The organism is Agrobacterium sp. NPDC090273 (assembly GCF_044772305.1).
In the GTDB taxonomy this organism is placed as follows: domain Bacteria; phylum Pseudomonadota; class Alphaproteobacteria; order Rhizobiales; family Rhizobiaceae; genus Agrobacterium.
Genome location: NZ_JBIVYN010000015.1, coordinates 1 through 17,589, shown reverse-complemented (window position 1 = coordinate 17,589; position 17,589 = coordinate 1). Strand labels below are relative to the sequence as shown.

The 17,589-nt window shown below is 57.2% G+C and carries 14 protein-coding genes, 1 tRNA gene and 1 pseudogene; 14 read left to right on the top strand and 2 right to left on the bottom strand.

Going from position 1 to position 17,589, the window contains the following annotated elements:
* Positions 1–123, top strand: a pseudogene (gene tuf / locus ACIQT8_RS25085) (elongation factor Tu); the annotation flags it as partial.
* Positions 124–228: 105 nt separating this feature from the next.
* Here tuf and ACIQT8_RS25080 read toward each other — a convergent pair.
* Complete coding sequence (locus tag ACIQT8_RS25080) at positions 229–816, bottom strand: histidine phosphatase family protein (RefSeq protein WP_400971241.1); 588 nt, start codon at positions 814–816, stop codon at positions 229–231.
* 194 nt (positions 817–1,010) lie between these two features.
* On the opposite strand from ACIQT8_RS25080, the gene ACIQT8_RS25075 reads away from it, so the two are divergent.
* The 9 genes from ACIQT8_RS25075 (at position 1,011) to rpoC (ending at position 13,398) form a co-directional block, all read left to right on the top strand.
* Positions 1,011–1,086 (top strand) — tRNA-Trp (locus ACIQT8_RS25075).
* 187 nt (positions 1,087–1,273) lie between these two features.
* Complete coding sequence (gene secE / locus ACIQT8_RS25070) at positions 1,274–1,474, top strand: preprotein translocase subunit SecE (protein ID WP_003507689.1); 201 nt, start codon at positions 1,274–1,276, stop codon at positions 1,472–1,474.
* A 21-nt stretch (positions 1,475–1,495) separates the two neighbouring features.
* A complete protein-coding gene (nusG, locus tag ACIQT8_RS25065; RefSeq protein WP_400971237.1) occupies positions 1,496–2,026 on the top strand; it encodes a transcription termination/antitermination protein NusG in 531 nt (176 codons plus the stop codon).
* A 146-nt stretch (positions 2,027–2,172) separates the two neighbouring features.
* A complete protein-coding gene (rplK, locus tag ACIQT8_RS25060; RefSeq protein ID WP_138790887.1) occupies positions 2,173–2,604 on the top strand; it encodes a 50S ribosomal protein L11 in 432 nt (143 codons plus the stop codon).
* A gap of 2 nt (positions 2,605–2,606) precedes the next feature.
* Positions 2,607–3,302 carry a 50S ribosomal protein L1 gene (gene rplA / locus ACIQT8_RS25055; RefSeq protein ID WP_138790886.1) on the top strand — a complete coding sequence of 232 codons (696 nt, stop codon included), beginning with the start codon at positions 2,607–2,609 and terminating at the stop codon, positions 3,300–3,302.
* Positions 3,303–3,647: 345 nt separating this feature from the next.
* Positions 3,648–4,166: a 50S ribosomal protein L10 gene (gene rplJ / locus ACIQT8_RS25050; protein ID WP_138790885.1), complete on the top strand. Its 519-nt coding sequence runs from the start codon at positions 3,648–3,650 to the stop codon at positions 4,164–4,166.
* Between the two features lie 58 nt (positions 4,167–4,224).
* Positions 4,225–4,605 carry a 50S ribosomal protein L7/L12 gene (gene rplL / locus ACIQT8_RS25045; RefSeq protein WP_065113667.1) on the top strand — a complete coding sequence of 127 codons (381 nt, stop codon included), beginning with the start codon at positions 4,225–4,227 and terminating at the stop codon, positions 4,603–4,605.
* A gap of 261 nt (positions 4,606–4,866) precedes the next feature.
* Entirely contained in the window at positions 4,867–9,006 is a 4,140-nt protein-coding gene (gene rpoB / locus ACIQT8_RS25040; RefSeq protein WP_400971231.1) for a DNA-directed RNA polymerase subunit beta, read from the top strand.
* 183 nt (positions 9,007–9,189) lie between these two features.
* Entirely contained in the window at positions 9,190–13,398 is a 4,209-nt protein-coding gene (gene rpoC, locus ACIQT8_RS25035; protein ID WP_138790883.1) for a DNA-directed RNA polymerase subunit beta', read from the top strand.
* 153 nt (positions 13,399–13,551) lie between these two features.
* Here rpoC and ACIQT8_RS25030 read toward each other — a convergent pair whose 3' ends face one another.
* Positions 13,552–13,845 (bottom strand): transcriptional regulator, encoded by a 294-nt coding sequence (locus ACIQT8_RS25030; RefSeq protein WP_138790882.1) that lies wholly within the window; start codon positions 13,843–13,845, stop codon positions 13,552–13,554.
* A gap of 530 nt (positions 13,846–14,375) precedes the next feature.
* On the opposite strand from ACIQT8_RS25030, the gene rpsL reads away from it, so the two are divergent.
* The 4 genes from rpsL to ACIQT8_RS25010 form a co-directional block, all read left to right on the top strand.
* Positions 14,376–14,747, top strand: a complete 372-nt coding sequence (gene rpsL / locus ACIQT8_RS25025) for a 30S ribosomal protein S12 (RefSeq protein WP_003507760.1) — start codon at positions 14,376–14,378, stop codon at positions 14,745–14,747.
* Positions 14,748–14,824: 77 nt separating this feature from the next.
* On the top strand, positions 14,825–15,295 hold the full coding sequence (rpsG, locus tag ACIQT8_RS25020; protein WP_138790881.1) for a 30S ribosomal protein S7: 471 nt from the start codon (positions 14,825–14,827) through the stop codon (positions 15,293–15,295).
* A gap of 33 nt (positions 15,296–15,328) precedes the next feature.
* Entirely contained in the window at positions 15,329–17,428 is a 2,100-nt protein-coding gene (gene fusA / locus ACIQT8_RS25015) for an elongation factor G (RefSeq protein WP_400971225.1), read from the top strand.
* Positions 17,429–17,494: 66 nt separating this feature from the next.
* On the top strand, positions 17,495–17,589 hold a 95-nt coding region (locus tag ACIQT8_RS25010), incomplete at its 3' end, for a GTP-binding protein (protein WP_018010120.1).

The window sequence follows — 17,589 nt, the reverse complement described above, 5'->3', positions numbered from 1 at the left end:
GACAACGTCACGGTTGAAGTCGAGCTGATCGTTCCGATCGCGATGGAAGAAAAGCTGCGCTTCGCTATCCGCGAAGGCGGCCGTACCGTCGGCGCCGGCATCGTTGCCTCGATCATCGAGTAATCATTTCCCGCAAGGGATTTGAGAAAACCCCGCTGGAGACAGCGGGGTTTTTTGCTGTCTGCGTTTCTCTCAGGCTGAGGTGCGGGTGTGCTGGTGCCTCAAGGCTTAGCAGTCGATCCGTTCGATTGCGCCTTCGTTGAGACGAAAAAATGCGTCCTGCGGTACGTCGAGACGCAGAGCCTGATCTTTCGGCATGTCGGCATAGACGCCCCGTAACAGGCGGCTGGTGATGCCGTGACAAATGATGAGGGCGTCACGCGCCTGTCTTCTCCTGATGCCCTCCAGGCTGTGTGCGATGCGGGAGCGCATCCGATCGAATGTTTCGCCGCCCGGGGCATGAAAGAACCATTCGTAGCGGTCATGGCCGTCACGAGCGCCCGGATATTCATGATCGATCTCATAGTCCGTCATACCGTCCCAGGCGCCCATGCTGATCTCCATCAGGCCAGGATCGAGAGTCACGCCGTCGATCATGCCAAGTTCGCGCACAACGATTTCGCAGGTCTGTCGCGCACGTCCCAGTGGGCTGCAGAAAACGTGTAGTTGGTCCTTGCGGGTGAGCTCAGCCAGTTTCTGTCCCATGCGGAGCGCTTGCGCGCGGCCCAGTTCTGTCAGCGGCGAATCGACCTGGCCTTGCCAGCGTTGGGCCGCATTGAATTCTGTCTGGCCGTGGCGGATCAGATAGATGCTCATAGGTGTTCCATGAAAGGCTACCGCTTGCGGGGTTGAGGTGACCCCGGATCGTCTCAGGGGAGGGAGACAATATGATGTATTTCGTGCGCCGGTGTGAAAAAAAGAAAAACGCACTTGCCATTCTTTCCGCATCACCTTAAAGGAGCGCCATACCGAATTGGCCAAGCGAATTGCGCAGCCGGATTCGGAACTAAAGGGGTATAGCTCAGTTGGTAGAGCGGCGGTCTCCAAAACCGCAGGTCGGGGGTTCGAGCCCCTCTGCCCCTGCCACTTCCTCAATCGCAAGCGCGCAACTTCGCTGCATGGCGGATGGGGTGCCGGTTATCCGGTGAATTTCGCGGAATGTCGATTTCCTCTTGTTAAAAGGGGAATCGATGTTTATGTAGGGTCAAAACAGACACGCGGTGCGTGGGGCTGATTAGTTCGGCTTTACGCGCCGTAATTGCGTGGGCAGTCAATGGCATCTAAAACCAATCCGTTTACGTTTCTGCAGCAGGTTCGCGCCGAAGCGTCGAAGATCACATGGCCGTCGCGCCGCGAGACCATGATTTCCACGGCAATGGTGCTGGTGATGGTTATTTTCGCGGCGCTGTTCTTCTTTGCTGCCGACCAGCTCATCGGTTGGGTTCTCAGCCTTGTGCTGAACGTTGGCCGGTAACGGATTGAACGGAGAGTAAAGATGGCAGCGCGCTGGTATATCGTTCACGCATATTCGAATTTCGAAAAGAAGGTCGCTGAGTCGATCGAAGAAAAGGCTCGTCAGAAGGGTCTTGATCACCTTTTCGAAAAGATTCTCGTGCCGACCGAAAAGGTCGTCGAGGTGCGTCGTGGTCGCAAGGTCGATAGCGAACGCAAGTTTTTCCCGGGTTACGTGCTTGTCCGCGCTAACCTGACGGATGAGGCGTATCACCTCATCAAGAACACGCCGAAGGTTACCGGTTTCCTTGGTTCGGACAGCAAGCCTGTTCCGATCCCGGACTATGAGGCCGAGCGTATCCTTGGTCAGGTTCAGGAAGGTGTCGAGCGTCCGAAGTCTTCGGTTTCGTTCGAGATCGGCGAGCAGGTTCGCGTCTCCGATGGTCCGTTCGCGTCGTTCAACGGCGTTGTTCAGGATGTCGATGAAGAGCGTTCGCGCCTGAAGGTGGAGGTTTCGATTTTCGGCCGCGCTACGCCGGTCGAGCTGGAATACACTCAGGTCGAAAAGGTCTGAGTGCTGGGGCAGTAAGCTCCAAACCGCGTGGAAGGCAATCTGGCTCTTTAAGCCGGGGCAGGGCGCCGCACCACGCAACCGCAGCCGCCGGATATTCCGGCATTAGATGAGCCGGGTGACTGGTTCGAATTGAAAGGCAGAGAGAAATGGCTAAGAAAGTTGCAGGCCAGCTCAAGCTGCAGGTGAAGGCAGGATCGGCAAACCCGTCCCCGCCGATCGGTCCTGCGCTTGGTCAGCGTGGTATTAACATCATGGAATTCTGCAAGGCGTTCAATGCCGCCACGCAGGAAATGGAAAAGGGTATGCCGATTCCGGTCGTCATCACCTACTACCAGGACAAGTCCTTCACATTCGTGATGAAGCAGCCTCCGGTGACTTACTTCCTCAAGAAGGAAGCAAAGATCCAGTCCGGTTCGAAGACTCCGGGCAAGGGCGCGAAGGCTGGTTCCATCACCAAGGCTCAGGTCAAGACGATCGCCGAAGCCAAGATGAAGGATCTGAACGCCGCCGATATCGAAGGCGCAATGGCAATGGTTGAGGGCTCTGCCCGCGCCATGGGCCTGGAAGTGGTAGGTTGATCATGGCTAAGCTTGCAAAGCGCGTACAGAAGACTCGCGAAGGCGTTGACCCGAACAAGCTCTACGTTCTCACCGATGCCATTTCCATGGTTAAGGAACGTGCAGTCGCCAAGTTCGACGAAACCGTTGAAGTTGCTATGAACCTCGGTGTTGACCCGCGTCACGCTGACCAGATGGTTCGCGGCGTTGTTAACCTGCCGAACGGCACGGGCCGCGATGTTCGCGTTGCTGTGTTCGCTCGTGGCGCCAAGGCTGACGAAGCCAAGGCTGCCGGTGCAGACATCGTTGGTGCCGAAGACCTGCTGGAAACGGTTCAGGGCGGCAAGATCGATTTCGACCGCGTTATCGCCACTCCGGACATGATGCCGCTCGTCGGCCGTCTCGGTAAGGTTCTCGGCCCGCGTGGCATGATGCCGAACCCGAAGGTCGGTACGGTTACGATGGACGTCGCTGGTGCCGTCAAGGCTTCCAAGGGCGGCGCTGTCGAGTTCCGTGTTGAAAAGGCTGGTATCGTTCACGCTGGCATCGGCAAGGCTTCGTTCGACGCCAAGGCTCTTGAAGAAAACATCAAGGCTTTCGCTGACGCCGTTATCAAGGCAAAGCCGGCAGGCGCCAAGGGTAACTACGTCAAGCGCGTAGCGATCTCCTCGACCATGGGTCCGGGCGTTCGCATCGACCCGTCGTCGGTCACGGCCTAATGAATTCGCCGCACCTTTTCGCAAGGCGCGGCAAAACAGATTTCCGGCCCTCACCGGCCGGAAGTTTCCGGGGAAACCCGGAATTCCTGTCCGAGATTGCAGGTGGTTGATCCTTAATCACTTTTTGCCTGCATGAGACGGGTAAGACCCGGATTTTCGCATCACTCGTGGCGCTTAATAATCCGGTTCGAACCTGGTGTGCCTTGTGCCTTCAGCCTTCGGGTGAGAGAGCAGGGGGACAGGATCCTCGAGCGTCACTCGGGACCTTGGTTTCAAGGTTCCTTGGGGCAAAGGCAAACCCGATGGGGCCTGCAGGATTGCGGTCCCGTCTACTGGAGACAGACAGTGGAAAGAGCGGAAAAACGCGAATTCGTCACGGAGCTGAACGAAGTCTTTAAGGCTTCTGGTTCGGTTGTCGTGGCCCACTATGCTGGCGTCACCGTTGCGCAGATGAACGACTTCCGTTCGAAAATGCGCGCTGCGGGCGGCACAGTTAAAGTCGCGAAGAACCGTCTGGCCAAGATCGCTCTTCAGGGTACGGAGTCGGAAGAGATCACCAATCTCTTCAAGGGACAGACGCTGATTGCATACAGCACTGACCCGATGACCGCTCCGAAAGTCGTCATGGATTTCGCCAAGACCAACGACAAGCTCGTTGTTCTCGGTGGTGCCATGGGGGCAACCGCGCTCAACGCGGAAGCAGTCAAGTCGCTTGCGACCCTGCCTTCGCTGGACGAGCTGCGCGCAAAGCTGCTGGGCCTTCTCAATGCCCCGGCAACTCGCGTCGCTACGGTTGTCGCAGCACCGGCAAGCCAGCTTGCCCGCGTGTTCTCGGCTTACTCCAAGAAGGACGAAGCCGCTTAAGGCGGTTTTTCGCTGTAAATATTCAAACCGGTTCGAACCGAATTAAAGGAACTGAAAAATGGCTGATCTCGCAAAGATCGTAGAAGACCTCTCCTCGCTGACCGTTCTGGAAGCTGCAGAACTGTCCAAGCTTCTCGAAGAAAAGTGGGGCGTTTCCGCTGCTGCTCCGGTAGCTGTTGCTGCTGTTGCTGGCGGTGCAGGCGCTGCTGCTGCTGCTGAAGAAGAAAAGACCGAGTTCGACGTTATCCTGGTTGACGCTGGCGCCAACAAGATCAACGTCATCAAGGAAGTTCGCGGCATCACCGGCCTCGGCCTGAAGGAAGCTAAGGACCTCGTTGAAGGCGCTCCGAAGCCTGTCAAGGAAGCTGTTTCCAAGGCTGAAGCTGCTGACCTCAAGAAGAAGCTTGAAGACGCCGGCGCTAAGGTCGACGTTAAGTAATCTTGCGATTGCTGCGGGGGAGGGCGAAAGCCTTCTCCCGTACGTCATTGAGAATAAAACCGATTACCCAAAAGCCGCGTGAAAACGGCTTTTGGGTAATGGGTTCTTCAAGAGAATGGTTCCGAACCGGCTCATCTAGGCAATCCGGCCTGATCGATCCGGGATGTGGAACGAGATTGATGATACCCATTGATCGACGGGGTCGACTGGCCATCGGTTCCCGTCCGTTGCAGGCCCGGATGCAATTTTAAAGGAGCGACGATGGCTCAGACCCTTTCGTTTAACGGTCGCAGGCGCGTACGCAAGTTTTTCGGCAAAATTCCAGAAGTAGCGGAAATGCCGAACCTCATCGAGGTTCAGAAGGCTTCGTACGACCAGTTTCTCATGGTTGACGAGCCCAAGGGTGGCCGTCCCGACGAGGGATTGAATGCCGTTTTCAAATCCGTATTCCCGATCACCGACTTTTCCGGTGCTTCGATGCTCGAATTCGTATCCTACGAATTCGAAGCGCCGAAGTTCGACGTCGAGGAATGCCGTCAGCGCGACCTGACCTATGCAGCGCCGCTCAAGGTGACGCTGCGTCTCATCGTATTCGATATCGATGAAGATACAGGCGCGAAGTCCATCAAGGACATCAAGGAACAGTCCGTTTACATGGGCGATATGCCGCTCATGACCAACAACGGTACGTTCATCGTCAACGGCACCGAGCGCGTCATCGTTTCGCAGATGCACCGTTCGCCGGGCGTATTCTTCGACCACGACAAGGGCAAGAGCCATTCTTCCGGCAAGCTGCTGTTCGCTGCACGCGTCATTCCTTACCGCGGTTCGTGGCTCGACATCGAGTTCGATGCGAAGGACATCGTCTATGCGCGTATCGACCGTCGCCGCAAGATTCCTGCGACGTCGCTTCTGATGGCGCTTGGAATGGACGGCGAAGAAATTCTGTCGACCTTCTACACCAAGGCTTCTTATGAGCGTGACGGTGACGGCTGGCGCATTCCGTTCCAGCCTGAAGCACTGAAGAACGCCAAGGTCATCACCGACATGATCGACGCCGACACCGGCGAAGTCGTTGTCGAAGGTGGCAAGAAGCTTACCCCGCGCCTTATCCGCCAGCTCACCGAAAAGGGCCTCAAGGCTCTGAAGGCGACGGATGACGATCTGTACGGCAACTACCTCGCCGAAGACATCGTCAACTACTCGACGGGCGAGATCTATCTCGAAGCAGGCGACGAAATCGACGAGAAGACGCTCGGCATCATTCTTGCTGCCGGCTTCGACGAGATTCCTGTTCTCAACATCGACCACGTCAACGTTGGTGCGTACATCCGCAACACGTTGTCTGCAGACAAGAACGAGAACCGCCAGGAAGCTCTGTTCGACATCTATCGCGTCATGCGTCCGGGTGAACCGCCGACCATGGATTCGGCTGAAGCGATGTTCAACTCGCTGTTCTTCGACGCAGAGCGTTACGATCTGTCGGCCGTTGGCCGCGTGAAGATGAACATGCGTCTCGACCTCGACGCGGAAGACACCGTGCGCACCCTGCGCAAGGAAGACATCCTCGCTGTCGTCAAGATGCTGGTCGAACTGCGTGACGGCAAGGGCGAAATCGACGACATCGACAACCTCGGCAACCGCCGTGTTCGTTCTGTCGGCGAGCTGATGGAAAACCAGTACCGCCTCGGCCTTCTGCGCATGGAGCGTGCGATCAAGGAACGTATGTCCTCGATCGAAATCGATACCGTGATGCCGCAGGACCTGATCAACGCGAAGCCGGCTGCTGCCGCTGTTCGCGAATTCTTCGGTTCCTCGCAGCTTTCGCAGTTCATGGACCAGGTGAACCCGCTTTCGGAAATCACCCACAAGCGTCGTCTTTCGGCTCTTGGACCGGGCGGTCTGACCCGCGAGCGCGCCGGCTTCGAAGTCCGCGACGTTCACCCGACCCACTACGGCCGTATTTGCCCGATCGAAACGCCGGAAGGCCCGAACATCGGTCTGATCAACAGCCTTGCAACCTTTGCCCGCGTCAACAAGTACGGCTTCATCGAATCCCCGTATCGCAAGATCGTTGACGGCAAGGTCACCAACGACGTGATCTACCTCTCCGCTATGGAAGAAGCGAAGTATTACGTTGCGCAGGCTAACGCGCCGCTTAACGAAGATGGCTCGTTCTCGGAAGAGTTCGTTGTTTGCCGTCACTCGGGCGAAGTTATGCTCGCACCGCGCGACAACATCAACCTGATGGACGTTTCGCCGAAGCAGCTCGTTTCGGTCGCGGCGGCTCTCATTCCGTTCCTGGAAAACGACGACGCCAACCGCGCTCTCATGGGCTCGAACATGCAGCGTCAGGCCGTTCCGCTTCTTCGCGCCGAGGCACCGTTCGTCGGTACCGGCATGGAGCCGATCGTTGCCCGCGACTCCGGTGCTGCCATTGCAGCTCGTCGTGGCGGCGTTGTCGATCAGGTGGATGCGACCCGTATCGTTATCCGCGCGACGGAAGACCTTGATGCCGGCAAGTCTGGCGTTGACATCTACCGTCTGCAGAAGTTCCAGCGTTCGAACCAGAACACCTGCGTCAACCAGCGTCCGCTGGTGTCCGTCGGCGACATCATCTCCAAGGGTGATATCATCGCAGACGGTCCGTCGACCGACCTCGGTGACCTGGCTCTCGGCCGTAACGCGCTCGTCGCGTTCATGCCCTGGAATGGTTACAACTACGAAGACTCGATCCTGATGTCGGAGCGTATCGTTTCCGACGACGTGTTCACCTCCATCCACATCGAAGAATTCGAAGTGATGGCACGTGACACGAAGCTTGGTCCGGAAGAAATCACGCGCGACATCCCGAACGTTTCGGAAGAAGCGCTGAAGAATCTCGACGAAGCCGGTATCGTTTACATCGGTGCGGAAGTTCAGCCGGGCGACATTCTCGTCGGCAAGATCACACCGAAGGGCGAAAGCCCGATGACGCCGGAAGAAAAGCTTCTGCGCGCCATCTTCGGTGAAAAGGCTTCCGACGTTCGCGACACGTCCATGCGCATGCCTCCGGGCACGTTCGGTACGGTCGTTGAAGTTCGCGTGTTCAACCGTCACGGCGTCGAAAAAGACGAACGTGCGATGGCAATCGAGCGCGAGGAAATCGAACGTCTGGCGAAGGACCGCGATGACGAGCAGGCCATTCTGGACCGCAACGTCTACGGTCGCCTGATCGACATGCTGCGTGGCCAGGTGTCGATTGCCGGTCCGAAGGGCTTCAAGAAGGGTGTTGAGCTTTCGAACGCCGTCGTCTCCGAATACCCCCGCTCGCAGTGGTGGATGTTCGCAGTCGAAGACGAGAAGGTTCAGTCCGAGATCGAAGCTCTGCGTGGTCAGTACGACGAATCCAAGTCGCGCCTTGAACAGCGCTTCATGGACAAGGTCGAGAAGGTCCAGCGCGGCGACGAAATGCCTCCGGGCGTCATGAAGATGGTCAAGGTCTTCGTTGCTGTTAAGCGCAAGATCCAGCCAGGCGACAAGATGGCCGGCCGTCACGGTAACAAGGGTGTCGTATCGCGCATCGTTCCGGTCGAGGACATGCCGTTCCTCGAAGACGGTACGCATGTCGATATCTGCTTGAACCCGCTCGGCGTGCCTTCGCGTATGAACGTCGGCCAGATTCTCGAAACGCACCTCGCATGGGCTTGCGCCGGTATGGGCAAGAAAATCGGCGAGATGCTCGAAGAGTATCGCAAGACGATGGACATCAGCGAACTTCGTTCGGAACTGACCGAGATCTATGCGAGTGAATCGAATGATGAGGTACAGCGTTTCGACGACGAGTCCCTGGTGAAGCTTGCCGAAGAAGCCAAGCGTGGCGTTTCGATCGCTACGCCTGTTTTCGACGGTGCGCATGAGCCTGACGTTGCGGCGATGCTGAAGAAGGCTGGTCTGCACGAGTCTGGTCAGTCCGTTCTTTACGACGGACGTACGGGTGAGCCCTTCGACCGCAAGGTCACTGTCGGCTACATGTACATGATCAAGCTGAACCACCTTGTCGACGACAAGATCCATGCTCGCTCAATCGGTCCTTACTCGCTCGTTACCCAGCAGCCGCTGGGCGGCAAGGCGCAGTTCGGCGGACAGCGTTTCGGGGAAATGGAAGTCTGGGCACTGGAAGCTTACGGCGCAGCCTACACGCTTCAGGAAATGCTCACTGTCAAGTCGGACGACGTGGCGGGCCGCACCAAGGTTTACGAAGCAATCGTCCGTGGCGACGACACCTTCGAAGCCGGTATTCCAGAGAGCTTCAACGTTCTCGTCAAGGAAATGCGCTCGCTCGGTCTTTCGGTCGAATTGGAGAACTCCAAGATCGACGCGGCTCAGGCAGGCGATCAGCTCCCCGACGCGGCGGAATAACGATGACAGCGGCGGGCGCCTGAAAATGGCGCCTGCCGGTTTTCCCCGCGGAGCCGAACCGCGATGGGAAACTTTCGCCGCATTCTGCGGTTAAACCGTATTTATGGCTCTGGACGGTGTTACCGGGAAATGCCGGTCCAGATGCAAACAGGGGCAGCAGCTAGCCTCTCAAGGAGACAAGGCATGAACCAAGAGGTCATGAATCTTTTCAATCCTCAGATGCCCGCGCAGCATTTCGATTCCATCCGGATTTCGATCGCTAGCCCGGAGAAGATTCTCTCCTGGTCCTACGGCGAAATCAAAAAGCCGGAGACCATCAACTACCGTACGTTCAAGCCGGAACGCGACGGTTTGTTCTGCGCGCGCATCTTCGGACCGATCAAGGACTATGAGTGCCTGTGCGGTAAGTACAAGCGCATGAAGTACAAGGGCATCATCTGCGAAAAGTGCGGCGTTGAAGTTACGCTGTCGCGCGTTCGCCGTGAGCGCATGGGCCATATCGAGCTCGCTGCGCCGGTTGCCCACATCTGGTTCCTGAAGTCGCTTCCTTCGCGTATCTCGACGTTGCTCGACATGACGCTGAAGGATGTCGAACGCGTTCTGTATTTCGAAAACTACATCGTCACCGAACCAGGTCTCACCTCGCTCAAGCAGAACCAGCTTCTGTCTGAAGAAGAGTACATGATCGCCGTTGACGAGTTCGGCGAAGACCAGTTCACCGCCATGATCGGCGCTGAAGCTGTCTACGAAATGCTTGCGTCGATGAACCTCGAAAAGATCGCTGGCGATCTGCGTTCCGAGCTTGCCGAGACCACCTCGGACCTCAAGCAGAAGAAGCTGATGAAGCGCCTGAAGATCGTCGAGAACTTCATGGAATCGGGCAATCGTCCCGAGTGGATGATCATGAAGGTCGTTCCGGTCATTCCTCCGGACCTGCGTCCGCTGGTTCCGCTCGACGGCGGCCGTTTCGCGACGTCGGATCTGAACGATCTGTACCGCCGCGTGATCAACCGTAACAACCGTCTGAAGCGTCTGATCGAGCTTCGCGCGCCTGGCATCATCATCCGCAACGAAAAGCGTATGTTGCAGGAATCCGTTGACGCGCTGTTTGACAACGGCCGTCGCGGTCGCGTCATCACGGGTGCCAACAAGCGTCCGCTGAAGTCGCTCTCCGACATGCTCAAGGGCAAGCAGGGCCGCTTCCGTCAGAACCTTCTCGGTAAGCGCGTCGACTACTCCGGTCGTTCGGTTATCGTGACGGGTCCGGAACTGAAGCTGCACCAGTGCGGCCTGCCGAAGAAGATGGCGCTCGAGCTGTTCAAGCCGTTCATCTATGCCCGCCTCGACGCGAAGGGTTACTCCTCGACCGTCAAGCAGGCCAAGAAGCTGGTTGAAAAGGAAAAGCCGGAAGTGTGGGATATCCTCGACGAGGTTATCCGCGAGCATCCGGTCCTTCTGAACCGCGCACCGACGCTGCACCGTCTGGGTATCCAGGCTTTCGAACCCACGCTGGTCGAAGGCAAGGCAATCCAGTTGCACCCGCTCGTCTGCACGGCCTTCAACGCCGACTTCGACGGTGACCAGATGGCTGTTCACGTCCCGCTCTCGCTGGAAGCCCAGCTTGAAGCGCGCGTGCTGATGATGTCGACCAACAACATTCTGCATCCGGCAAACGGTCAGCCGATCATCGTTCCTTCGCAGGACATGGTTCTCGGCCTGTACTACCTGTCGATCCTGAACCAGAACGAGCCGGGCGAAGGCATGGCGTTCTCCGACATGGGCGAACTGCACCACGCTCTGGAAAACAAGGTCGTCACGCTGCATGCCAAGATCCGCGGCCGCTTCAAGTCTGTCGATCTCGACGGCAACCCGGTTTCGAAGATCTACGAAACGACGCCAGGTCGCATGATCATCGGCGAACTGCTGCCGAAGAACGGCAACATTCCGTTCGACATCTGCAACCAGGAAATGACCAAGAAGAACATCTCCAAGATGATCGACACGGTCTACCGTCATTGCGGCCAGAAAGACACGGTCATCTTCTGCGACCGTATCATGCAGCTCGGTTTTGCCCATGCTTGCCGCGCCGGCATTTCGTTCGGCAAGGACGACATGATCATTCCTGAAACCAAGGCGAAGATCGTCGGTGATACCGAAACCCTGGTGAAGGAATACGAACAGCAGTACAACGACGGCCTGATCACTCAGGGCGAGAAGTACAACAAGGTCGTTGACGCCTGGGGTAAGGCTACCGAAAAGGTCGCGGAAGACATGATGGCCCGTATTAAGGCTGTCGAGTTCGATGCCGAGACCGGTCGCCAGAAGCCGATGAACGCCATCTACATGATGAGCCACTCGGGTGCCCGTGGTTCTCCGAACCAGATGCGTCAGCTTGGCGGTATGCGCGGCCTGATGGCCAAGCCGTCGGGTGAAATCATCGAGACGCCGATCATCTCGAACTTCAAGGAAGGCCTAACCGTTAACGAGTACTTCAACTCGACCCACGGTGCCCGTAAGGGTCTGGCAGACACTGCCTTGAAGACCGCGAACTCCGGTTACCTGACCCGTCGTCTCGTCGACGTGGCACAGGACTGCATCGTCAACTCCAGGGATTGCGGTACCGAAACGGGCCTCACCATGACTGCCATCGTCGATGCTGGTCAGGTCGTTGCTTCGCTTGGCGCACGTATCCTCGGTCGTACGGCTCTGGACGATATCGATCATCCGGTTTCCGGCGAAAACCTCGTCAAGGCGGGTACGCTTATCGATGAAGCCGATGTGGCCGTTATCGAGAAGGCGGGCATCCAGTCCGTTCGCATCCGTTCGGCTCTGACCTGCGAAGTGCAGGTTGGCGTTTGCGGCGTCTGCTACGGTCGTGACCTTGCACGTGGTACGCCTGTCAACATGGGTGAAGCCGTTGGCGTTATCGCCGCACAGTCGATCGGTGAACCGGGCACGCAGCTTACCATGCGTACCTTCCACCTTGGCGGTACGGCAAACGTTGTTGACCAGTCGTTCCTCGAAGCCTCTTACGAGGGCACGATTGCGATCAAGAACCGCAACATCCTGCGCAACTCCGAAGGCACCCTCATTGCAATGGGCCGTAACATGGCGGTCACCATTCTCGATGAGCGTGGTCAGGAGCGTTCTTCGCAGCGTGTTGCCTACGGTTCGAAGATCTTCGTTGACGACGGCGACAAGGTTAAGCGCGGTCAGCGTCTTGCAGAGTGGGACCCCTACACCCGTCCAATGATGACGGAAGTGGAAGGTACTGTTCACTTCGAAGACCTAGTCGACGGCCTTTCCGTTCTGGAAGCGACCGACGAGTCCACCGGTATCACCAAGCGTCAGGTTATCGACTGGCGTTCGACACCGCGCGGTTCGGACCTCAAGCCTGCGATCGTCATCAAGGACGCTTCCGGTGCTGTTGCGAAGCTCTCCCGTGGTGGTGAAGCCCGCTTCCAGCTCTCGGTTGACGCCATCCTGTCGGTCGAGCCGGGTGCGAAGGTTTCGCAGGGTGACGTGCTCGCACGTTCGCCGCTCGAAAGCGCCAAGACGAAGGACATCACCGGTGGTCTGCCGCGCGTTGCCGAACTCTTCGAAGCGCGTCGTCCGAAGGATCACGCTATCATCGCTGAAATCGATGGTACGATCCGCCTCGGCCGCGACTACAAGAACAAGCGCCGCGTGATGATCGAGCCTGCTGAAGACGGTGTTGAAGCCGTTGAATACCTGATCCCGAAGGGCAAGCCCTTCCATCTTCAGGAAGGCGACTACATCGAAAAGGGTGAGTACATCCTCGACGGCAATCCTGCGCCGCACGACATTCTGGCGATCAAGGGCGTGGAAGCACTCGCTTCCTACCTCGTGAACGAAATCCAGGAAGTCTACCGTCTGCAGGGCGTTATCATCAACGACAAGCACATCGAGGTGATCGTTCGCCAGATGCTGCAGAAGGTGGAAATCACCGACGCTGGCGACAGCCAGTACATCGTTGGCGACAATGTCGACCGTATCGAGCTGGACGACATGAACGATCGTCTGATCGAAGAGGGCAAGAAGCCGGCTTACGGCGATCCTGTTCTTCTCGGTATCACCAAGGCATCGCTGCAGACGCCGTCCTTCATCTCGGCCGCATCGTTCCAGGAGACCACAAAGGTTCTCACGGAAGCTGCGATCGCCGGCAAGACGGACACGTTGCAGGGTCTCAAGGAAAACGTCATCGTCGGCCGCCTTATCCCGGCCGGTACCGGCGGCACCATGACGCAGATCCGCCGCATCGCGACTTCGCGCGACGACCTCATTCTCGAGGAGCGCCGCAAGGGTACGGGTGCAGGCTCTGCGACGCAGATGCTGCAGGACATGACCGATCAGGCTCCGGCAGCCGAATAAGGCAGCCGGGCAGGGGCCTCGAAAGAGGCCCTGGTTATCTCAGATACAAAAAACGCCCGGAGCGATCCGGGCGTTTTTTATTGGACTGGTGATCTCAAGTGGTCGTTGCATTGCGCCAAGCGGTCATCGCTGTGGCGATGCCACCGCGGAAGGTCACGCGAAGCGGATGATCGCAACTTCGCCTTCCAGCGCGCCCTGATAGGCGGAGGCGTGCGGTTCCTCGTCCGGAATCTCGGTCAGCATGCCGATCTGGTCGAGGTCAGCCTCGATGAAGCCTTCTTCGGAGAGCGCGTTCAGTGTCTCGCGCACGGCGGTATCGTCGTCAGGAGCCTTCAGGATGACATGGATGTCGATCCCCTCGGAGCCTTCCTGTTCGTAGGCTTTGCCAATGACGATGAAGACCATGGGCTCATCGCGTCCGTTGTCGTTGTCTGGAGAAGTATTCATGACGCGGTTCCTTGATCTCAAGTTGTAAAATGGTGCGACCGATCGGGAATCGGTCGCTTGTCGTGCTGGCGCTTTTCCAGCGGAGCACGGGGAATCAATAGACCGATTTTATGAAAAGCCAAAGGCCGCGTGCGAAATTCACAGCAAGCGGCGGCGACATGTGTTAAAACGGGGATGAAATGCCCTGATGGCTGGCGTTAAGCCCCGATGCCAAAGGGCAATGTGCGGATTCACCCTTGACGAAAGCTGGCTAAAACAGTAGTACGCCCGCCATCGGAGCCTCTGTCTGTGCTGGCCGTCAGGGAACATATTTCCTGAAGTTCATCTCAAACAGGTCTTCATCGCACGTAGAAGACACGAATGTTGCACGCACGACACCTTTGAGGTTGTCCTCTGCTCTTGGTGGTCCATCCGTGAAAGCGGATCGGGCCACGTTTTGCGCATGAGGATATATGCGTGCTTCGTCGCCGGCAACGGCATAACCGCCACCCGCAAGGGTGGCTAAAGTAGTTTTTGCAAGGGATGGTTATATGCCTACCGTAAACCAGCTTATCCGCAAGCCTCGCCAGGCACAGGTAAAGCGCAACAAGGTTCCTGCTCTTCAGGAAAACCCACAGAAGCGTGGCGTTTGCACCCGCGTTTACACGACGACCCCGAAGAAGCCGAACTCGGCTCTGCGTAAGGTTGCCAAGATCCGCCTCACCAACGGCTTCGAAGTCATCGGCTACATTCCTGGCGAAGGTCACAACCTTCAGGAACACTCTGTCGTCATGATCCGCGGCGGCCGCGTAAAGGACTTGCCAGGTGTTCGTTACCACATCATCCGTGGTGTTCTCGATACCCAGGGCGTCAAGAACCGCAAGCAGCGCCGTTCGAAGTACGGTGCGAAGCGTCCGAAGTAATTCGGTTTAAACAGATTCCGGCGCTGCGCGAGGTTCTCCGCGTGGTAAAGCGCCATAACAGTTGAGAGACAAAGAATATGTCCCGTCGCCATAGTGCAGAAAAGCGTGAGATCAACCCGGACCCGAAGTTCGGCGATCTGGTCGTCACCAAGTTCATGAATGCCATCATGCTTCATGGCAAGAAGTCCGTTGCTGAAAGCATCGTTTACGGCGCGTTCGACGTCGTTCAGGGCAAGACGAAGCAGGAGCCGCTTGGCGTGTTCCACTCCGCGCTCGATAACGTTGCGCCGCACGTTGAAGTCCGTTCGCGCCGCGTTGGTGGTGCAACGTACCAGGTTCCAGTCGACGTTCGTCCTGAGCGCCGCCAGGCTCTTGCTATCCGCTGGCTGATCGCTGCTGCGCGCAAGCGCAACGAAACGACCATGGTCGATCGCCTTTCCGGCGAACTCATGGACGCTGCGAACAACCGCGGTTCCGCTGTCAAGAAGCGCGAAGACACGCACAAGATGGCTGACGCCAACCGCGCATTCTCGCATTACCGCTGGTAATCTCACCGGTCGAATATCGAAAGGCAGTCCCTTATGGCTCGCGAATATAAAATCGAAGACTACCGCAATTTCGGTATCATGGCGCATATCGACGCCGGCAAGACGACGACCACCGAGCGTATTCTTTATTACACCGGTAAGTCGCACAAGATCGGCGAAGTTCACGATGGCGCAGCCACGATGGACTGGATGGAGCAGGAGCAGGAGCGTGGTATCACCATCACCTCCGCTGCTACGACGACCTTCTGGAAGGGTCGCGATGGCAAGATGCGCCGTTTCAACATCATCGACACCCCCGGCCACGTTGACTTCACGATTGAAGTTGAACGTTCGCTGCGCGTTCTCGACGGTGCGATCGCTCTTCTCGATGCCAACGCCGGTGTTGAGCCGCAGACGGAAACCGTCTGGCGTCAGGCTGAGAAGTACAACGTTCCGCGTATGATCTTCTGCAACAAGATGGACAAGACCGGTGCTGACTTCTACCGTTCGGTAGAAATGATCAAGACCCGTCTCGGCGCTATTGCAGTTGTCATGCAGCTCCCGATCGGTGCAGAAACCGAATTCAAGGGCGTCATCGATCTGATCGAGATGAACGCACTCATCTGGCGTGACGAATCGCTCGGCGCTCAGTGGGATGTCGTTGAAATCCCGGAAGACATGAAGGCCAAGGCTGAAGAATATCGCGAAAAGCTGATCGAGACTGTTGTCGAGATCGACGAAGAAGCGATGGAAGCCTACCTGAACGGCGACATGCCAGACAACGACAAGATTCGCGAACTCGTTCGTCGCGGCACCATCGACGTGAAGTTTCACCCGATGTTCTGCGGCACCGCATTCAAGAACAAGGGCGTTCAGCCGCTTCTCGACGCTGTTGTCGACTACCTGCCTTCTCCGCTGGACATTCCGGCGATCAAGGGTATCGACTTCAAGACGGAAGCCGAAATCGAGCGTCACGCTGACGATTCCGAGCCGCTTTCCATGCTCGCGTTCAAGATCATGAACGACCCATTCGTCGGTTCGCTGACCTTCGCACGTATCTACTCGGGCAAGCTCGAAAAGGGTACGTCTGTCATCAACACGGTCAAGGACAAGCGCGAGCGCGTCGGCCGTATGCTGCAGATGCACTCCAACTCGCGTGAAGACATCGAAGAAGCCTTCGCTGGCGACATCGTTGCTCTGGCTGGCCTCAAGGAAACCACCACTGGCGATACGCTCTGCGATCCGCTGAAGCCGGTTATCCTCGAGCGCATGGAATTCCCTGAGCCGGTCATCCAGATCGCGATCGAGCCGAAGACCAAGGGCGACCAGGAAAAGATGGGCCTCGCGCTTAACCGCCTGGCTGCTGAAGATCCTTCGTTCCGCGTCAAGACAGACGAAGAATCCGGTCAGACGATCATTGCCGGCATGGGCGAACTTCACCTCGACATTCTTGTTGACCGTATGCGTCGCGAGTTCAAGGTTGAAGCTACCGTTGGTGCTCCGCAGGTTGCTTACCGCGAAACCATCACCAAGGCGCACGAAGAAGACTACACGCACAAGAAGCAGTCCGGTGGTACCGGTCAGTTCGCTCGCGTGAAGATCCTGTTCGAACCGAACCCAGAAGGCGAAGACTTCAAGTTCGAGTCGAAGATCGTTGGTGGTGCTGTTCCGAAGGAATACATCCCGGGTGTTCAGAAGGGTATCGAAAGCGTTCTGTCTTCCGGTCCTCTGGCTGGCTTCCCGATGCTCGGCGTCAAGGCAACCCTGTTCGACGGCGCGTTCCACGATGTCGACTCGTCGGTTCTGGCGTTCGAAATCGCATCGCGTGCCTGCTTCCGTGAAGCAGCAAAGAAGGCTGGTGCACAGCTTCTCGAGCCGATGATGAAGGTTGAAGTCGTTACCCCTGAAGATTACGTCGGTGACGTGATCGGCGATCTGAACTCGCGTCGCGGTCAGATCCAGGGTCAGGAAAGCCGTGGTATTGCCGTTGTTATCAACGCGCACGTTCCGCTGGCCAACATGTTCAAGTACGTCGACAACCTGCGTTCCATGTCTCAGGGTCGTGCACAGTACTCGATGACGTTCGATCACTATTCGCCGGTTCCAAGCAACGTTGCTGCTGAAATCCAGGCAAAGTACTCCGGTCAGAAGTGACCGGGGTACTCCCCAAACGAGATTTGAAGTTTATTCCCGCTCAGGGATAAGTATGGAGAGCCACTAATGGCAAAGAGCAAGTTTGAGCGCAATAAGCCGCACGTCAACATTGGCACGATCGGTCACGTTGACCATGGCAAGACGTCGCTGACGGCAGCAAT